The sequence below is a fragment of the Vibrio genomosp. F6 genome, from assembly GCF_005146325.1.
GTDB lineage: Bacteria > Pseudomonadota > Gammaproteobacteria > Enterobacterales > Vibrionaceae > Vibrio > Vibrio cortegadensis.
In genome coordinates this window covers 1-17,493 of sequence record NZ_SYUT01000028.1, presented here as the reverse complement: position 1 = coordinate 17,493, position 17,493 = coordinate 1, and the positions used below count along the sequence as shown (strand labels likewise).

At 42.5% G+C, this 17,493-nt stretch carries 14 protein-coding genes; 5 read left to right on the top strand and 9 right to left on the bottom strand.

Translation table 11 applies throughout. The annotated features are described in order from the left end of the window. Positions 1 to 77: 77 nt before the first annotated feature. Complete coding sequence (locus tag FCV43_RS11510; protein WP_136995258.1) at positions 78 to 2,066, top strand: acetoacetate--CoA ligase; 1,989 nt, start codon at positions 78 to 80, stop codon at positions 2,064 to 2,066. A gap of 124 nt (positions 2,067 to 2,190) precedes the next feature. Further along, the gene (locus tag FCV43_RS11505; RefSeq protein WP_136995257.1) at positions 2,191 to 3,108 is read left to right on the top strand and encodes a LysR family transcriptional regulator; all 918 of its coding nucleotides are present in this window, start codon (positions 2,191 to 2,193) and stop codon (positions 3,106 to 3,108) included. 109 nt (positions 3,109 to 3,217) lie between these two features. On the opposite strand, the gene tnaA is transcribed toward FCV43_RS11505, so the two are convergent. From tnaA to FCV43_RS11460, 8 genes are all read right to left on the bottom strand, one after another. Next, positions 3,218 to 4,687 carry a tryptophanase gene (gene tnaA / locus FCV43_RS11500; RefSeq protein ID WP_136995256.1) on the bottom strand — a complete coding sequence of 490 codons (1,470 nt, stop codon included), beginning with the start codon at positions 4,685 to 4,687 and terminating at the stop codon, positions 3,218 to 3,220. Positions 4,688 to 5,405: 718 nt separating this feature from the next. Then, positions 5,406 to 6,299 (bottom strand): YjjW family glycine radical enzyme activase, encoded by an 894-nt coding sequence (locus FCV43_RS11495; RefSeq protein ID WP_136995255.1) that lies wholly within the window; start codon positions 6,297 to 6,299, stop codon positions 5,406 to 5,408. A 23-nt stretch (positions 6,300 to 6,322) separates the two neighbouring features. Continuing rightward, positions 6,323 to 7,867: a YjjI family glycine radical enzyme gene (locus FCV43_RS11490; protein ID WP_136995254.1), complete on the bottom strand. Its 1,545-nt coding sequence runs from the start codon at positions 7,865 to 7,867 to the stop codon at positions 6,323 to 6,325. A gap of 144 nt (positions 7,868 to 8,011) precedes the next feature. Then, positions 8,012 to 9,388, bottom strand: coding sequence for a sensor histidine kinase (locus tag FCV43_RS11485; protein WP_136995253.1), 1,377 nt, complete (start codon positions 9,386 to 9,388; stop codon positions 8,012 to 8,014). 60 nt (positions 9,389 to 9,448) lie between these two features. Then, a complete protein-coding gene (locus tag FCV43_RS20635; RefSeq protein ID WP_240697154.1) occupies positions 9,449 to 10,357 on the bottom strand; it encodes a response regulator transcription factor in 909 nt (302 codons plus the stop codon). A 76-nt stretch (positions 10,358 to 10,433) separates the two neighbouring features. Then, on the bottom strand, positions 10,434 to 11,120 hold the full coding sequence (locus tag FCV43_RS11470; RefSeq protein ID WP_136995252.1) for a spondin domain-containing protein: 687 nt from the start codon (positions 11,118 to 11,120) through the stop codon (positions 10,434 to 10,436). A gap of 10 nt (positions 11,121 to 11,130) precedes the next feature. Further along, a complete protein-coding gene (locus tag FCV43_RS11465) occupies positions 11,131 to 11,796 on the bottom strand; it encodes a spondin domain-containing protein (protein WP_371730027.1) in 666 nt (221 codons plus the stop codon). Between the two features lie 416 nt (positions 11,797 to 12,212). After that, on the bottom strand, positions 12,213 to 12,806 hold the full coding sequence (locus FCV43_RS11460; RefSeq protein WP_136995251.1) for a class I SAM-dependent DNA methyltransferase: 594 nt from the start codon (positions 12,804 to 12,806) through the stop codon (positions 12,213 to 12,215). Positions 12,807 to 12,970: 164 nt separating this feature from the next. On the opposite strand from FCV43_RS11460, the gene FCV43_RS11455 reads away from it, so the two are divergent. Together FCV43_RS11455 and FCV43_RS11450 are read left to right on the top strand one after the other, a co-directional pair. Next, positions 12,971 to 13,849, top strand: a complete 879-nt coding sequence (locus tag FCV43_RS11455; RefSeq protein ID WP_017054623.1) for a LysR family transcriptional regulator — start codon at positions 12,971 to 12,973, stop codon at positions 13,847 to 13,849. Positions 13,850 to 14,033: 184 nt separating this feature from the next. Further along, positions 14,034 to 14,936, top strand: coding sequence for a cation diffusion facilitator family transporter (locus FCV43_RS11450; protein ID WP_017054622.1), 903 nt, complete (start codon positions 14,034 to 14,036; stop codon positions 14,934 to 14,936). A gap of 166 nt (positions 14,937 to 15,102) precedes the next feature. On the opposite strand, the gene yddG is transcribed toward FCV43_RS11450, so the two are convergent. Continuing rightward, on the bottom strand, positions 15,103 to 16,005 hold the full coding sequence (yddG, locus tag FCV43_RS11445; protein ID WP_371729916.1) for an aromatic amino acid DMT transporter YddG: 903 nt from the start codon (positions 16,003 to 16,005) through the stop codon (positions 15,103 to 15,105). Between the two features lie 200 nt (positions 16,006 to 16,205). Here yddG and FCV43_RS11440 point away from each other — a divergent pair, with 200 nt between their 5' ends. Continuing rightward, complete coding sequence (locus tag FCV43_RS11440; protein ID WP_136995249.1) at positions 16,206 to 17,492, top strand: hypothetical protein; 1,287 nt, start codon at positions 16,206 to 16,208, stop codon at positions 17,490 to 17,492. The last annotated feature ends 1 nt before the right edge of the window (position 17,493 follow it).

The window sequence follows — 17,493 nt, the reverse complement described above, 5'->3', positions numbered from 1 at the left end:
GTGGGAATGTTTGACTTTGGCTCAATTGAAGTCAAAACTTGTTCGATAATTGATCAAAAATCGACAATGAGGGAACAATGTCAGATTCAGAACCGGTATGGATACCAACTCAACAGCGAGTAAACTCTTCACTTCTGCATGGATTTATTGAACGTCTTAATGCGCAAGACATGGATCTTGATGGCTATCAACCACTCCACCAATGGTCGATAACAGAACCAAGATCGTTTTGGAAAGAAACCTGGGAGTATTGCGGTGTCATCGGCTCTCAAGGAGAATGCATCATTGATACAGGAAGAGCCAAATGGGGCGATTATAGTCCCCCTAGAGATTCCATTTGGTTCCCACAAGCTCAGTTAAACTATGCAGAAAACCTTTTATGTTACGCCCACAAAACCCCAAATGAGATTGTGGTTTGGTTTAAAAACGAACGAGGGCATCAGCACAAGGTTTCTTGGCTGGAGTTATATGAACAAGTATCCGTTACTCAACAATGGCTGAAAAATAATGGCGTAGGCAAGGGAGATGTCGTCGCTGGTTACCTCCCATATTTACCTCAAACTCTCGTGGCAATGCTTGCGACCACAAGCTTAGGCGCTATTTGGACATCCACTTCACCCGACTTCGGTGCAAGCAGCGTTATTGAGCGTTTTGAACAAGTTAAACCGAAAGTTTTATTCTGTTGTAATGGTTATACCTTTAATGGCAAGACTCACCTTATGGGCGATAAAAACAGGGTCATCGTCAATGCCATATCGAGTATTACCCATGTTTGTGAAATTGAATATCTAGAACCCTCCGCAGGTTTTCCTTCTAATCAATCAGAGAACTCAGCATTGACACATTGGGATGATTTACTCTCATGCTTCTCTGCGCGTGAAGTGCAATTCGAGCGTGTTGCTTTTAATGATCCCCTCTTCGTTCTTTATTCCTCAGGCACAACGGGAAAACCCAAATGCATCACTCATTCTGTTGGGGGCACAACGCTCAATCACTTGAAAGAACATCAGCTGCACTGCGATATTAAGCCTAGCGACCGCGTTTTTTACTACACAACTTGCGGCTGGATGATGTGGAACTGGCATGTTTCGACATTAGCAAGTGGAGCAACCTTAGTGATTTATGACGGCAGTCCAATGTACCCAACAGCAGATACGTTATGGGAACTGGCGGAGCATGCTGAAGTCAGTCTTTTTGGTACTTCAGCGAAGTATCTGGAAGCGTTACAAAAACAGAGTATCAGCCCCCAATCGACTTATAATTTACACGCATTACGAACTCTCTGCTCAACAGGATCCGCCTTGTATCCTGAACAATTTGATTTCGTTTATTCTCATATCAAACAGGATATTCATTTAGCCTCCATTTCGGGAGGAACGGATATTTGTGGCTGCTTTGTATTAGGTAACCCAATATCTCCTGTTTATCGTGGAGAATGCCAAAATTCAGCGCTTGGCATGGACGTAAGAGTGTTTTCAGATACTGGATTAGGCATTGAACAACAACGCGGTGAATTAGTGTGTTTGAACAGTTTCCCAAATCAGCCGATTGGCTTTTGGGGAGATGACGGTGAGCGCTACCACCAAGCGTATTGGGATAAATTTCCAAATATCTGGCACCATGGTGACGATGTAGTGCAAACCTCAACGCATGGCATGATTTTCTATGGACGCAGTGACACTACCTTAAATCCAGGAGGCGTGAGAATTGGCAGTGCTGAAATATATCAACAGGTCAATCAGCTTGATGCGATAGAGGATTCCATTGCCATTGGAGAACAGTTTCAAGGCGATGAGCGAATCGTACTTTTTGTAAAACTATGTGATGGATTCAGTCTGAATGATGATTTAAAACAGTTAATCGCTCAAACATTAAGAACCAAATGCTCCCCGCGCCATGTTCCTGCTATCGTTCACTCGATCAGCGACATTCCTAAAACCAAATCTGGGAAGCTGGTGGAATCAGCAGTTAAAAATATTGTGCATGGCATTCAGGTTAAAAATCTCAGCGCCATCGCCAACCCTGACGTTCTCGATGAAATTGCGGAACTGTATCCATCCACTTAACTCTTTCGCTGTATCGCTATAGCCGTATCGCTATAAATAACGTCATTATCTTGAGATTCATTTTATGATGCTCAATGATGACGTTATACTCCCCGAGTTCCCCCCTCTCCTATGAGAAAAATTGATGGATTACGTACACCTATCTCGGATTAGCTTGAAACACTTAACGGCATTACACATTATGCTCAATAGCCATAGTGTGACTCTCACTGCTGAACAACTATGTGTCAGCCCATCAAGCGTCAGTAAAACACTTTCTCAACTCCGATCACTGCTCAATGACGAGCTTTTCTATCGTGATGGGACTCAATTGATCCCAACACCGTTTGCTTTAAAAATTGGTCCAACCGTACATTCTATCTTAGCGAGCATGAACGGTTTGCTTCACCAAGAGCAGTTCAACCCCGCGACGTATAATGGTTCGTTTTGTCTCTCGATGCGTGAGAGTGCTTTCGAAATTTTCGCTCCGACGCTTGCTCAAATTGCAGCCAAAGATGCACCTCTTGCGCGTTTCAATATCCATTCGAAAGAACACTTGGGGTTTGATGCATTACTCAGTGGGCAGGTTGATTTTATTATTCTTCCGCATGATATTAGCCAACCTCCGACCAATGATAAAGATCTGGTGTGGGAACGAATATTAGATGATGAGATGGTTTGCATCATGCACCCAAGCCACCCGCTGAGTGATCAAACGCTCACGATTGAGTCCTATCTTGCGAATAAACATATTGGGATTTTGGATAAGGAACTCTCGATTCCCTACTTTGAGCAAAACCTAACACAGCAGCATCACTCAAGAGAGATTGCGATATCTGTGGCTGATTTTGGCTCAGCAGCCGTACTGTGCCACCACACTGATTTCCTATTTACCAGTTCAAAGTGTTGGGCTGAAAAGGCATTACAAGCCCGAGGTCTAGTGCAAAAATCATTGCCGTTTGATTACGGAAAAGTAGCTTATAGCTTGGTCTGGAATAAGCCAAACATGAACGATCAAGCCATGACTTGGCTGCGTACTCAATTACGTCAGTTTGCGGTGTGAGTATAAAAAAGCGCGACCTTGATGGCCGCGCTTTAACTGTGTTTAAGCTATGTTTGAACTAAATTTAGCTGCATTTATCTACATTTAACCTACGTTTACAACGATGACATTATGCCTCAGCCAACGCGTTTTCTTCTTTGTTTACCGGAGCTTCAACCGGAGCTTCAACTTCTTGTAGTCGAGCAGTGAAGTGGCGCAGAACCGCAGGCTCATAAATAAAATCTAACCCTTTTACATTCTTCGCATTCGCTTTCACTTTCTCAAACGCTTCAATAACAAAGTCCATGTGGGTTTGAGTGTATGTCGCACGAGGAATGGTCAAACGTAACAATTCAGCAGGACACGGATGCTGCTTACCTGTCGCAGGATCACGACCCAATAGCAACGACCCAATCTCAACGGCGCGAATACCAGCCACTTTGTATAACTCACACGCAAGGGCATGGGCAGGGAATTGCTCAGCAGGAATATGAGGTAGAAGTTTACCCGCATCCACAAATGCAGCGTGACCACCAGCTTGCTGACACACAATGCCTAGCGCTTCTAACCCATCGACCAAATATTGCACCTGACCAATGCGGTACTCTAACCAATCTTGGCGCATACCGTCATAAAGACCAACCGCAAGGCGTTCCATAGCTCCGCCTTCAAGTCCACCGTATGTTGGAAAACCTTCTTGAACCACACATAGAGTGCGACATTCAGTGTACACATCCATCAATGATTCATCTTTAAAGCAAAGCAAACCACCCATTTGAACCATGGCGTCTTTCTTCGCTGACATCGCAAGACCATCAGCATATTTGTATGATTCACGAGTGATCTGTTCGATCGTCCAATCTTGATACCCCTCTTCACGCTGCTGGATGAAGAACGCATTTTCTGCGTATCGAGCGGAGTCCATGATCACGGGAATATCGTATTTTTGCGCAATCTCGTAGACCGCTTTAAGGTTTGCAATTGAAACAGGCTGACCACCCGCTGAGTTACAAGTGATAGTACTTACAATGTATGGAACATTCGCTGCACCTGCTTCGATGATCGCCTCTTCTAGTTTGATCAGGTCGAAGTTTCCTTTAAAGTCTGCGCTCACTGCGGTGTCGAATGCATCGTCAAGATAGACGTTTTTCGCCATGCAGCAGTTAATTTGTGTATGTCCTTGAGTGGTATCGAAGAAGTAGTTAGACAGAGCCACCATTTTACTGCGATCTAAGCCCTTTTCCATCTCGCGTTTTTTAATCAACACTGGAATATAGATTTGCTCAGCACCACGACCTTGATGAGTTGGAATGGTCATTTCGTAGCCGAAAATATCTTTCACAGCATTCGACAGAGCGTAGTAACTACGGCTGCCACTGTACGCTTCATCACCCATCAACATTGCCGCTTGCATACGCTGAGTGATGGACCCTGTACCGCTATCGGTTAACAGATCAATAAACACATCATCGCTATCAAGTAAAAACGGATTCATTCCTGCTTTAATAATAGCTTGCTCACGGTATTCACGAGTCGTACGTTTTACAGGCTCAACAACACGGATACGAAATGGTTCTGGTAAGTGCTTAAAGTTTTCCATAATAATGCCTTTTCATTCACTTGATGCTGACACACCAAATTAGTTCATCTATTAACTTCTCTATATAGAGAATTGCGTTCCGACTATTACACGAGCATATTTTGTCTAATTTAAATGAATGACTCGTTTAATAGTTCAAGAGAAAAAGAGTAGAAACACAATATTTAAAGAGGGTTTCGTTTTAGCGAAACGAATAACCAACATCACCACAGATCAATTTAATATAGATCAATCATACGAAAATAGTTTCAAGAAAGTGGTACAAATTGATGAGGTTATACTGCGCACATTGCGCTATATGGCGAGAGACGCCAATGAACACACTCTATTCAGAAGAAAGGTGGAATGAAAGCTGATGATCGAGAGTATACCAAGCTAACATGGTTAGCCATGAGGTAGATTGCCACTTAAGGTACATATTCACTTGATGTTCCTATGTTGAAATCCAGAATGAAACGTTATACTCACTATATTGTAAGCCATGATTTGAGTATGCACACAAATAAAATAACTGTGAACTCTACAACCAATATTTAAGCCTTAAGAATAAAACTTGCCGACACGTTCACAAATACACGACAACACTATGAAACTAATATCTATCAACTATTTTTAATGTCTAAAAATATTCTAATAATTTTTATATGAAGAACAACCACTTGATGAGTAATAGGATGAAGTTTGATTTTATAAATAACAGAACACTTAAGAATAGTGCTTACATATAGACAGAAGGAAGTTGAATGTCGCGCTTAACATACTGAATCAGCTCTTGATGGAACGCCATCATATCCACCTCTCCACACGTTTCCCACTGCAAAGCCTCACCAATTACACCATGGTGTTGAAACGCATTGAGACGCACTTTCACGCTTTCCGGCAGGCGATTTAAATAGTGACCAACACTTTCCACTTCACTTTGCAGATCCGTCTTTCCGGGAATGTGCAGCAGGCGGACTTCATAGAGTTTTTCAACTTCTGCAAGGTAAGCCATCGACTGAAACACTCGATGATTATCTCGCCCAACAAGCCATTGATGAGTCTCATTCTGCCACGCTTTCAAATCGATCATCGCGCCATCGAAGTATGGCTCAACCTTTTGCCATCCAGATAATGAAAGCGAACCATTACTATCAATAAAACAGCTTAAATGGTTTAACTCTGCATCCTGCTTTATCGCTTTAAAGAGATCGACAATAAAGCCTATTTGCAAGGTTGCTTCCCCACCAGAAACCGTAATACCACTTAAGAACACATGGTTTTTGCGGATCAACTCAATCATCTGGCTCACTGAGAAGTGTTGTATTTTGGGGTTGGACTTGTGCTGGCAAACATCAATGCATTTATCACATTGCGTGCATTTTGATGGGTCCCACTTAACTTTTAGATCTGCATCTAAAGACAGCGCATCGGCTGGGCAGTGAGAAACGCAATCACCGCAATGGTTACAGTGATTAATGGTATGAGGGTTATGGCACGATATACAATCGAAATTACACCCTTGCAAAAAAATGACAAGCCGGTTTCCCGGCCCATCGACACAAGAGAAGGTCAGCACACGGCTGACCTTCGCTTGTTTTTCTGTAGTACTTTTTATATTAACCCTAGCCATGAGTTGTTAGTATTTTTACAGAATTATTCGAAGCTTGGCGACATTTCGAAGCTCGCCACTCTTGGTTTACGTTCTAGAATCCCCGTATTTTTCGCCGCTTCTGCACCTAAGAATGTCGTATTGGTTCTGGAGCCTTGCTCTGAGAATTTTGCGATGTCAGAGAGCTTAACCATATAGCCCGTTACGCGGATCAAATCATTCGATTCAACGTTAGCGGTAAACTCCCGATAACCAAGCTGCAGCGCCCCTTTACAAAGGTTAAACATCGCTTCTGGGTTAGATTTCACCGTCTGATCAATCGTTAAAATATCGCTGATTCCAGAAGTATAGTACTGATGGTGTTCTGCCGTCGCGCGTACATAACTCACAGGATCCGGTTCCGTTCCATATGGAATACGAACACCCGGAGTCACGCCATCATCTAAACTGATACCGCCTTGAGCGTGCAATAAAGCTTTTCCTTCCAAGCCATATTTAACCGTAGTCGACTCAACGATCTCCGCCAGTTTTTTAGAAATTCTATGACCAAGTTGATTTGCTTCTTCATCTTGACCATATTGAGCCGTAATTCCCTCTTTCTCCACTAGGATATTGACCGCTTCAGCCATGCCATAAATGCCAAACATTGGCGCGAAGCGAGACTCATCAATTAAGCCTTCAGTGGTTAAGAACCCTTGGAAGAAGTTCGACTCCTCATGCAAAAAGCGACTACGCTCATCAATCAGATCGAACATCACTTTACAGAAGGAAGGTAGCACTTGGTTTAAGAAATCCACACGATCATTCGATTTTAGTGCCACTTCTTTTAAATTCATACGAACCAGTGTGTTCGACCCACCCGCCAGTGGCAGTGAGTTATAGCAGCTTACGATACCGAACTTTTTATCACCATAAACATTCGCGTGGATTGGGTAGTTTGCGATATGAGGTTTACTGCATTCACAGATGTTACTTGCCGCTTGGCGCAATAGTGAATCAGGCGTCACCGCTGGGTCGTACATGAAAGTCAGGTTCGGAGCGATCTGTTTTAGCTCTGCATCCACACGTAAGATAGTACGGCAAATGATGTTATCACTTGGGCCAATATTCACATGCATAAACGCATCTGGCAGAGTGCGATCCAGCATGATCCAAAACAGTTTCAGTTTTTGGTAAATCTGCGCTTCAGTTAAATCACCAACATAAGGCAGCAACACATCATCGAGTTGACCAAGGTAAACAGGGATAGAAGTCACCGAAGGAACATGATGGTAAAGGATCGTGAGCAAATTCAGCGCTTCATCAAAATTGCTTGCCGCTTCAAGTTCTAAATGCTCAGAGCCTTGACGTAAGAATTTTGCGTAATCAGGTAACACGTAACGAGGTTTATAAGGAGCATGCCCTTCAAACATGTCACACAGAACACCGCTATCTAACGCTTCTTTTGCTGCATCTGAAATTGGCATATACGGTAAGCTCGCTTCCGCTTCTAAAGCAAGATATTGAGACTTTTGCTTTGGCGAAAGGTGTGCATCCGTAATGATCTCTTGGAATCTCTGTTGTGTGGCGTTAAATGCTTGCTGGCTCATGCTTAAATCCTATCGACTTAAAACCCTATGTTTAATATGGGAACACTGTAAGTCAGATAGTGAATTTCCACAAATGAAACATATAGAATTATCAATTTCCAAATTGGAAACAGCGACCCCTTTATTTAAGCCTTATATTGAATTCTATAAACACAAAGGCAGACGAAATGATTGTTGATACATCCCCTTCGTCTGCACTGTGCTCAAAGCGCTGTGGTGCAGCATCAAAATTGATTTAATAATTTTAACTCCGATCCCTAGTGAACCACTCTCAGAATCATCTTCTGCTTGATTAATCAATGTGATGTAAAGTGAAGCATCCTTCTTAGCCACATCAACGTTAAGTTCAATAGCTGAACCTTCCGGACTGTGGCGGATAGCATTTTCAAATAAATTTTCAAATAACCTTGAAAGCAATAATTTATCCCCTTCAATCGTTGGGTAAGATTTATCGTCAAACACCAATGTTAAGTGCTTTTTCGTTAACTCAATCTTTGTAGCTTCTACGACGTCTTCCACCAGTGAGGCTAGATTAATTGGCTCTTGATGATAACTCGGCATGAGGCGTTCTTGCTTTGCCATATTGAGTTGAGTTTGCAACTGTTCTGACAATTTAAGAGCATTTTTATAAGCCACATCGATCATAGGATCTGGCTGTTGCTGCTGGAGCCTCCAAGTCTCTAAATAACCTAACACGCTCGATAGCGGAGTTTTCAGGTCATGGCTTATTTGCATGAGTTGAGAGTGCTGCGCCGACGATTGAAATTCTAATTGTAAGAACTGCTGCTGAATGCGTTTTGCCGCCAATTGATAATGTTGAGCAATCGGTTTTAGCTCTGGGACTTGGTTGATAAAGTTAGGGCTTAAACGGAAATCTTTGTCTGCTTGTTGTTCTAAATCTTTTGTTACGACCTCAATAGGCTTGAGCAGGCTCATTTTCACTAACCAATAAGCGACAATACTGAACCCGACAATCGTGACAAAACCGAGCATTAACGCCCAAAAAAGTGGGGTTCTGGTTTCAGAGTTAATAAGACTAGTATGCTGCTCACTGCCAATAACCACATAGAGATAACCCACCGTTGAACCGAACTCTTTGATTGGAGCCACTGAAAACACTTTGTTTCCGCTCGGATTTCGAGGGTCATCCCCCAAAATCGGGTAAGGTTCCCCCGCAATAAACGCTTTGATGGGTTCAGTAGAGATTTGCTTGCTCACGAATGCATCTTTAGGCGCAGCATGGCTGGTTACGTTTCCTGACGCATCAAGAAAATAGATCTCAAAATCAGGTCCAATTAGCATGAGGGTATGGAAAATAGATTTCAGTGCGACAGGGTTATAATCCGTTCCAATCATCAAAGGATTATCGTCTCGCATATGAGCAGCCAGATCTTTATGCAAACTCTGCTTGGTACGTAGCTCCACTTTTATCTGCTGATTTTGATACATCACAGTCATCGCAACGGACGATGCAAAAAACCAAATAAAGGTAAGCAACAGTAGACGGATTTTAAAACTCATGGCTCACCTTATCTTACTGGCCGTAAGCGGCACTGTTTATCTTTGAAATAGTACAAACCGTTAGTCCATACCATTTTGGAATTTGTACCCCACACCCCAAACCGTATGAATAAATCGCTGGTTGTTTGAGTGAGTTTCTAATTTGCTACGTAAGCGGTTCACGGTGCTACAAACCGTATGTTGATAGCCTTCATATTGAGTGTTCCAAACATGATCTAACAGTTCGTCCTTGCTATAGACCCGCCCCGGTCGCTTCGCTAAAAAGTGCAGCAGTGAAAATTCAGTCGCCGTTAACGCCACGGTACGTTCAGCCAGTTTGACATGATGCTGTTCAGGACAAATAAACAGTTGCCCAAACTGGAGTTGCGCCGATGGAGGTAGGTTTGCAGCATCCCTTTTTTCACTCAAAGAGGCGTTATTTGTTGGGTGGGGATCTATCGCAGAGTGGTCTACCAAACTGGTATCTGCTGAGGATTGCTCTTCCAAAGCATTATCTATCGGAACATCACCTATGGGCATTTGGTTGGTGAGTTGTCTATCGGAAGTGGCTTCGGGTTTTTGTTGTGATCGTTGACTCATCTGCTCTTGCCTGCGAAGAATGGTTCTCACTCTGGCTTGAAACTCTAGAACACTAAATGGCTTGGTCAGGTAATCATCTGCACCAGACTCTAACCCTTCCACCTTATCCACCTCAGAATCTCGCGCCGTCAGCATTAAGATAGGAATATGGTTTCCCTGTTGCCGCAACTCATAACTCAGCAACAAACCATCACCATCGGGTAAACCTCTATCCAAAATCATCAAAGAAAAAGAGTCCGATTTCATTAATTCTTTGGCTTTAGATAACTGATTCACACGAGTAACGCTGTGCCCTTGAAAACCTAAGTGCATGTGAATCAGCCCAGCTAAATCATCATCATCTTCGACAATTAAGATGTTCACTGGCGTAATCATTTCAGAATTTAGCATTCCCTTCCCTCATTCCTGCAACCCATCAACATGACCGGAATGAAGGAGGAAATATTTCACAAAATGATAATTAAGGTTACTTAACTCGGGTAATGATCAGTTTTGCCCCCGGATTTAAGAAGCGATGTGTCGCATTCAATGCAGATGCAGCCAACCCATCATCTTGGCTTATAACGCCGGAATGAAAGGTAACGATGTCGTTATCATCTCTTGCGCTGTTAAAGCCTTCCCCACCGCCTGCGGGGCCCGGAACCGTCGCCGCAGTTTCGGAATTCGCTTCCGTTCCCGAATCCCAAACATCCATAGACATGGTGTAACGTTGACCAACACTAAACCCTGTTGTTTTAAGATCGGTTTCCCCGACAAAAGCATCATTGGTATTCACCAACATACTCGCTAAAGAGAGATGCGACGATTGATAAGGGTTAAGCGTGATCGACACAGTGTCTGATGCTCCCGGAAGAATTAAACCCGCCCCCGCCTTAGCTTGATACACATCACTGTTGGTATTGACTCTATCAAGCAGCATGCTGTTATCACCAGACTCAGCCAACATCTCCAACGCAACAGAAGAGGCTTGCCCAATATTAAATAAGTGATAATCACTGTTATGCCCAAGAACAACCAAAGGCGACATTGGCTGATTGGCCGTTTGGTTCTCAACCGTGATGGTAAATGTTTGGATTAGGTCTTTATCGGAGTCATCAGGACACCCTGCTAATAGTCCCACCGAAGCCGCAAGTATTAATATACGATATTTCATAGCGAGCTCCTTAGTTAACCGTAATTGTCAGAGTCGCCACAGGATTTAACCAACGATGACTGCTTGAATCTAGGTCGCTCTTACCACCCGTTGCATCGCTGTCCCCAAGGTTCCCAGGATGAATATGAACTTTACTATTAGTCACCGCTGTTTCAACTCCCGTTCCGTTTAAACCAAAAGTGATAAATGGAGGGTTTGGCATACTTGCCGCTAATTCATCATTCGCTTCAGTACCAGCATCATAGCCATTTAAGGAGACTTTATAAGTGCCCGGTTCTGTCGGAATTTTCCAGCTATCTAAACCAACAAAACCATCGTTCGTTGGTAGCAGCATCGCGCCTAATGAAAGATATTGATGAGAGCCAGTATCAATTGAAACAGAAGCAGAGACGCCCGGATTCAAAATCCCTGATGCTGGATTTTCTTCCACAACCCCACCAGCGTTCGTCACAGCAGATGACAATCCTGAAATATCACCACCCTCTGCCATCGCCTCTAACTCAGCACTTGCCGATTCACCTGTTTTAAATAGCGAAATAGTTGAGTCATGCGCGGCAACAAGAATTGGTGTGAAGTAAATACCTTTAGTGGCATTAGTCAGCGTAATGTCCAAATCTGCGGCTTGTGAGCTAACACTTGAAAGCATACCGACAACGGCTAAAGATGCGGTCATCATTGGGGTGAGTTTTTTAGTATTTTCCATGTTCTGTCCATCCTATGTTTCGAAATAAATTGTTTTCGACACAATGATGATGGTTGTGAGATCTAGCAGCACCCTCACATAAATCTCATAAATTTCTCACAAGCGTTATTTTATAGAAGAAAAGCCATTCTCAGCACGAATAACGTTACAAATATAACCATAAAACCATTAGTTATAGAAAAATAGAAAGACTGAAGACTGAAGACTGAAGACTGAAGACTGAAGACTGAAGACTGAAGACTGAAGACTGAAGACTGAAGACTGAAGACTGAAGATAAATTGCCGCAGTCACTTTTAAAAAGCAACTGCGAAACAATTCAATTATAAGGGAAGTATTTTCTTAGGTATTTAGAGCGACGATACTCAACTCGACGATATTGAAATCAAGGTTACTGAAACACACCTCTTCGACCGACACCCATGACCACTTTCTGTGCCCCTTTGCCTGCATCAATTTCAAACGGAACTGACACTTGTACATCATCAAAACCAGCGGCTGATAAGACATTTTCAATTTTTTGTACGCTTAGACCATAGTTAGCATTTTCATCTTCCACTAACCAATCCCAGTGAACAAACAGACCATCATCTTCCAAGAGAGTATAAATTAAGCTCACACTATCTTGGAAATTTGGGAGAAAACCACATACTGATGACGCCACAACCAAATCAAATTGACGTCTAAACGCAGGGTGCTGCGCAGCTAAACCTCGTGACAGCAGGTCCACAACAGGTTCAACATTAGGTAACTCTTTTTTGTCCAACTCTTCTACCATGGCTTCAGACCCGTCTATGGCGACAATGTCTTTAACTAGTGGAGAGAGTTTTTGGCTTAATAAGCCCGTACCACAACCAAAATCTAATACACGAACATCTTCAAGGTTTATGAGCTTTTCCAGCTCATTGAATACAGACTGCGAAAACTGCCCCGTAGCTTGATCTTTTTCCCAGTTAACTGCGTATTCATCCCATTCGTTTGCCATCATGGCCTCCATCGTAACTTCTTGTATTCGGGAACTGCCGATAGAGTAAACCAAAATGATTCCAAGTTCATAGCGTTATTGCCCAATCTTTTGCACAAATCTGTCGTATGCAACATAACGATAATTAAGTATTCTAGGTGAGTCGTATTTATCTAGGTATATTCATGAATCTTTCTCAAGTTCAAGCATTCTGCACCGTTGCCGATCTTGGTTCCGTTTCGGAAGCCGCTCGCCAACTTGAATGCAATCGTACTAAGCTCAGCATGGCGATTAAAGCGTTTGAGAAAGAACTCAATATTCAACTTTTTACTCGTAGTGGCAACAATTTAACTTTATCTGAAGCCGGTAAAGCCATTTATAAAGACTGCGAAGATTTGTTGGTCACTGCGGCAAGAATCAAACAGACTTGTTCTCATGTTTCAGGTGAGTTTAATGCGGAGATTTGGATTGCACGCGATGACTCTTTGCCTGATGAAATGTGGCAAGAGCTGTCGCTGGATCTCAACAAGCGTTACCCCTCAACTTCATTTAATATTGTTTTGGCATCGAGTGGTGATCTCGCCAATTTAGTTGAGACCCAACAGGTAGACTTTGCCTTCGGTGTCGATTACGAACGAAACAATGATCCAAGGATCAGCTATCACCCATTAGGTAAAATTCGCATGATGTCGGTGTGTCGAGCCAGCCACCCTCTCAGTAAAATGCGCCGGGTCTCCGATGCTAACTTACGTAATGCGATGCAAGTCTCTATGAGCTATCTCAACGAAAAAGATAACCCTGAACTTCAACCTTTTTCTCTGCGTTACCTTGGTTTTTCGAGTTTTGATTACATGCTCAATACCATTTTAGCAGAGGATGCATGGGGGGTATTACCTGAGCCACTCATTCGCCATCATCTCCGCCAGCAAGATATTGCGGTCATTAAACACACCTATGGTCTAACGCAAGAGGATTACTGCATGTTAACCGCCGCAGGTATGGCAGAGCACCCAGGGATGACTTGGCTAGCCGATAAATTGAGCGATTATCTCTTCGACTTCTAACTAACGCGGTATAACCATCAGTCAGCGTCAATTTTAATGACAGCCAAAATCCCACCTAAGCATCTGTTTATTAATGGTTAATTAGTTATCTCTTTCAATCCTCTATGATATCAGCCAGATACCAATTGTATATTTAGCCTAAGATGCGAACAATGAAGGCGTGTTCCCAATTAGGATTATTTGTATGTGTGCTAGGACAAACCAAAACGAAAATCGAGTTCTTATCTTTTCAGCCCTTTTAGCATCAGGCTTTGCTATCGGTGGTTTAGTTCTTGGTCTATTGGTTGGCTCCTTAGTAATCGTATTTGACGGTGTTTATTCTCTCGTCAGTTTACTGTTAACATTATTGTCACTCGCCGCATCCAAATACATTCAAAAACCGTCTGACGCCTCTTTTCCACATGGCCGTGCCGTTATTGAGCCCATCGTTATTGCGATCAAAGGAGCGGTAATATTAACAGTCGTTGGCTTTTCTCTTTATTCGGCAATTATTGCGCTCTTTAATGGTGGACGCGAAGTCGATGCGTCGATTGCGACTCTGTTTGGCGTAATCAATGTGGTCGGTTGTGGTTATGCGTGGTGGTATATTGCTCGTAAGAGTCGTACTTTCTCGTCTGGATTGATTGAAGCGGAATCTAAACAGTGGCAAATGGACACGCTACTCAGTGTTGCGGTTACAGCAGGCTTTGTGGCAGCATGGTTAGTGACATTGTCACCTTTCTCAGCTTACTCTGTTTATGCTGATCCCATGATGATGGTGTTGATGTCGTTCTACTTTATCAAGGTACCTTTTGATATGTTGAAAGGTGCAGTCCGTGAATTGCTCAACATGGCACCAAATAGAGAGATTTGCGATAAAGTTGATGAAGAAATTAACGCCGTGAATAGCGACAGCGAAGCTAATGCAAAATTGGAGTTAGCAGGCGTCACTAAAGTGGGACAAGAATTAAGAGTGACGGTTGATGTCCACTCTTGTGCGAGTAATAGCATTGCTGCAACCGAGATTGCACGTACTCGAAAAAATTTGCATCGCCGTTTATCTACTCTTCCTTTTGAGCTTCAGCTAAACCTAAATATTGCGAGCTAATAGATTTCACCGTCTCGCAATGACTCAGCACGCCAACAAGCCAATATCTAATGAAGAGCAGTATCTAGTAAAGTGCAGTATCTAATTACGAGCAATCTCTAGTGAAAAACATACTATAAAAACATAAGCCTCACCTTAGGCTTATGCTTTTATTAAATTTAATGAGTTACGCTTTTATTGACTTATCTTTTGTTACCCAATAGCACACCAGAGATCCCACCGTCACCATTACGACACCTTGCCAGAAGGTAGAGCTTAAAGAGACACCTAAAATCAGCGAAGACAAGAATGTTGACAATATAGGGGTAAAGTAGGACATGGTTGCCAATAGCATCATATTTCCACCAATTATGGCGATATTCCAAAGCGCGTAACCACTTCCCATAACCAAACCAGCCAACAAGAGATCTACCCCGGCACCTAAGCTAAATGTCATGCCTGCCTCGTCACTCAGCCCATATAGGGTCCATAAGACGATTGCCGTTGCCGAGAAAAAAAGAGTAATGGCATTTTGACCATTAGCTAAACGTTTAGTTAAGTTGCAATAGATCGCCCATATGATCGCCCCAAAAAACGCCATAGCATAAGTGGCGGGGTTCGTCGCGACGTTAGCTACGATCTTACTGATCGTCAGTCCATCGTCTCCACTAATGCTCCACGCTACGCCAAAAAAAGCCAATATAATGCTAGGGTAAACAAGCCAACTGGTTTTTTTAGGGCTAGTAAGCACAGCAAATAACACCGTGAATGCGGGCCATAAATAATTGATCACCGCCATTTCCATTGCTTGTAAACGATCATTTGCCATACCAAGCGCTAAGGTTAGGAAAATCTCATAAACAACAAACAAGCCTCCTCCAACTAAAACATAAGAGGCTGATAATCCTTTAAGTTTCGGAGGCCCCATGACCAGTAATAAAAAAATAGCACTGACGGTATATAAGCAAGCAGCACCTCCTACAGGACCTAACTGTTCAGTGACATTACGCGATAGAGCCGTTAAACAGCTCCAAAAGAGAATGGCTGCACAGCCAAAGAGTGTAAAACGATATTTAACAAACAAAAGCATTCCCTTTAAATTATTTCAAACAAACAGTACACATAAGCGTAATGCTTACTGTATGACCTTGTAAATAAGGTGGTTACTTGGATAAATGCTGAAAAGTAATCATCAACATAACGGCTTCTGCATCAAAATATTAACAATTATCGCTTTATTATATTGATCACACTGCATACAATCGTCTGGATCTAGAGAGGACTCTTAAAATGCTCGTGTCATACAACTTTAAACTTTATCTCAATAACAGCTTACAAACTATTATTGATGCACCTTCTTGTCAAAATGCAAAAGAGATATATCAACAAGTTGAGCAATACGCAAAAGCCAATAATGTTGTCATTCCGACCGCTTATGAGCTGTTCTTTTCTGGCTACATTCTTTATCGTCAGGGGCTTTTTAACCGAGCACTTAAAACGCACATTCATGCTCTCGATCTCGCACAGCAATATCGCTATGTCACATTAGAAAACTCTCTACACTTTATTATTGGTTTAGCCCTGTACCGTATCGGTGATAGCAGTAAAGCCATTGCATCACTTTCGAATGCCATCAAATGCAAAGAGCATAACCAGTCCAATCTAGCGTCTCGGGTCTACAATACATTTGGCATGCTCTTTCTAGACGCGGCTGACTACGATCAAGCATGCTCTTATTTCGCTCTTGCGTATCGAGAAATAGAGCATCAGGAATGCATTAGCTATACACCCATTGTGACGAATTTAGCTTACCTCCATGCCATTCTTGGTAACACAGAGAAAAGCGCTCAATTATTTTCACAATTTAAGCAGAACCTTGAAACCTACCCCAATCAATTAGGGCAGCTATTTTATTACAGTGCTTACGCATCCTATTTGGAGATCAAACAGGACTACTCCAGTGCTCTAATCTATTTTTTCAAAACCATAAAATGTGCAGAAGAGATAAATGACGATGTTCAAATGCTAAACGCGATTGAAGAATATTGTCTGTGCTTGCTCCATCATTTCCCTGATAGAGCACTTGAACCCTATTTATCACATGGAATTAGACTTGCGAAACAGTTAGGAAGCACCGCAACCATTCAAAGCTTTTCCAATATCATATTTAGGCAAAGTGAAATGATTGGTTCTGAACATTACAAATACCAATTGATTAAGCGGGCCTACGAGTTACAAACGCTCTCCATTGAATTGCATACGAAAAAAGACAAAAGCTACCTTTCACAACTTTATCAATTAAACTCAGATCGAGTTAAGCTTGAGAGTGCGCAATCTATTGAGTCTAACCTTGAGCTAATTGCCTCTATTGGTGAGTACATCGCCTCACATAAATCGATGGATGATCTCATCATGAGGTTATACGACGACTTAAGTTTAGTGATGCCAATCAGCTCGCTTGCGTTAGCCACTTATCATGCCGATTTACATATCTTGGATTATTCCCATTGCGTGGTAAATGGGCGCTTATTAGACGCCTTCACCATCAATTGCAACAAGACTGTAGTGGTACGCTGAA

Bases quoted from the DNA above. Each gene is read 5' to 3' on its own strand.
- FCV43_RS11510 (WP_136995258.1), top strand. From the start codon at position 78: ATGTCAGATTCAGAACCGGTATGGATACCAACTCAACAGCGAGTAAAC.
- FCV43_RS11505 (WP_136995257.1), top strand. From the start codon at position 2,191: ATGGATTACGTACACCTATCTCGGATTAGCTTGAAACACTTAACGGCA.
- tnaA (WP_136995256.1), bottom strand. From the start codon at position 4,687: ATGGAAAACTTTAAGCACTTACCAGAACCATTTCGTATCCGTGTTGTT.
- FCV43_RS11495 (WP_136995255.1), bottom strand. From the start codon at position 6,299: ATGGCTAGGGTTAATATAAAAAGTACTACAGAAAAACAAGCGAAGGTC.
- FCV43_RS11490 (WP_136995254.1), bottom strand. From the start codon at position 7,867: ATGAGCCAGCAAGCATTTAACGCCACACAACAGAGATTCCAAGAGATC.
- FCV43_RS11485 (WP_136995253.1), bottom strand. From the start codon at position 9,388: ATGAGTTTTAAAATCCGTCTACTGTTGCTTACCTTTATTTGGTTTTTT.
- FCV43_RS20635 (WP_240697154.1), bottom strand. From the start codon at position 10,357: ATGCTAAATTCTGAAATGATTACGCCAGTGAACATCTTAATTGTCGAA.
- FCV43_RS11470 (WP_136995252.1), bottom strand. From the start codon at position 11,120: ATGAAATATCGTATATTAATACTTGCGGCTTCGGTGGGACTATTAGCA.
- FCV43_RS11465 (WP_371730027.1), bottom strand. From the start codon at position 11,796: ATGATGACCGCATCTTTAGCCGTTGTCGGTATGCTTTCAAGTGTTAGC.
- FCV43_RS11460 (WP_136995251.1), bottom strand. From the start codon at position 12,806: ATGGCAAACGAATGGGATGAATACGCAGTTAACTGGGAAAAAGATCAA.
- FCV43_RS11455 (WP_017054623.1), top strand. From the start codon at position 12,971: ATGAATCTTTCTCAAGTTCAAGCATTCTGCACCGTTGCCGATCTTGGT.
- FCV43_RS11450 (WP_017054622.1), top strand. From the start codon at position 14,034: ATGTGTGCTAGGACAAACCAAAACGAAAATCGAGTTCTTATCTTTTCA.
- yddG (WP_371729916.1), bottom strand. From the start codon at position 16,005: ATGCTTTTGTTTGTTAAATATCGTTTTACACTCTTTGGCTGTGCAGCC.
- FCV43_RS11440 (WP_136995249.1), top strand. From the start codon at position 16,206: ATGCTCGTGTCATACAACTTTAAACTTTATCTCAATAACAGCTTACAA.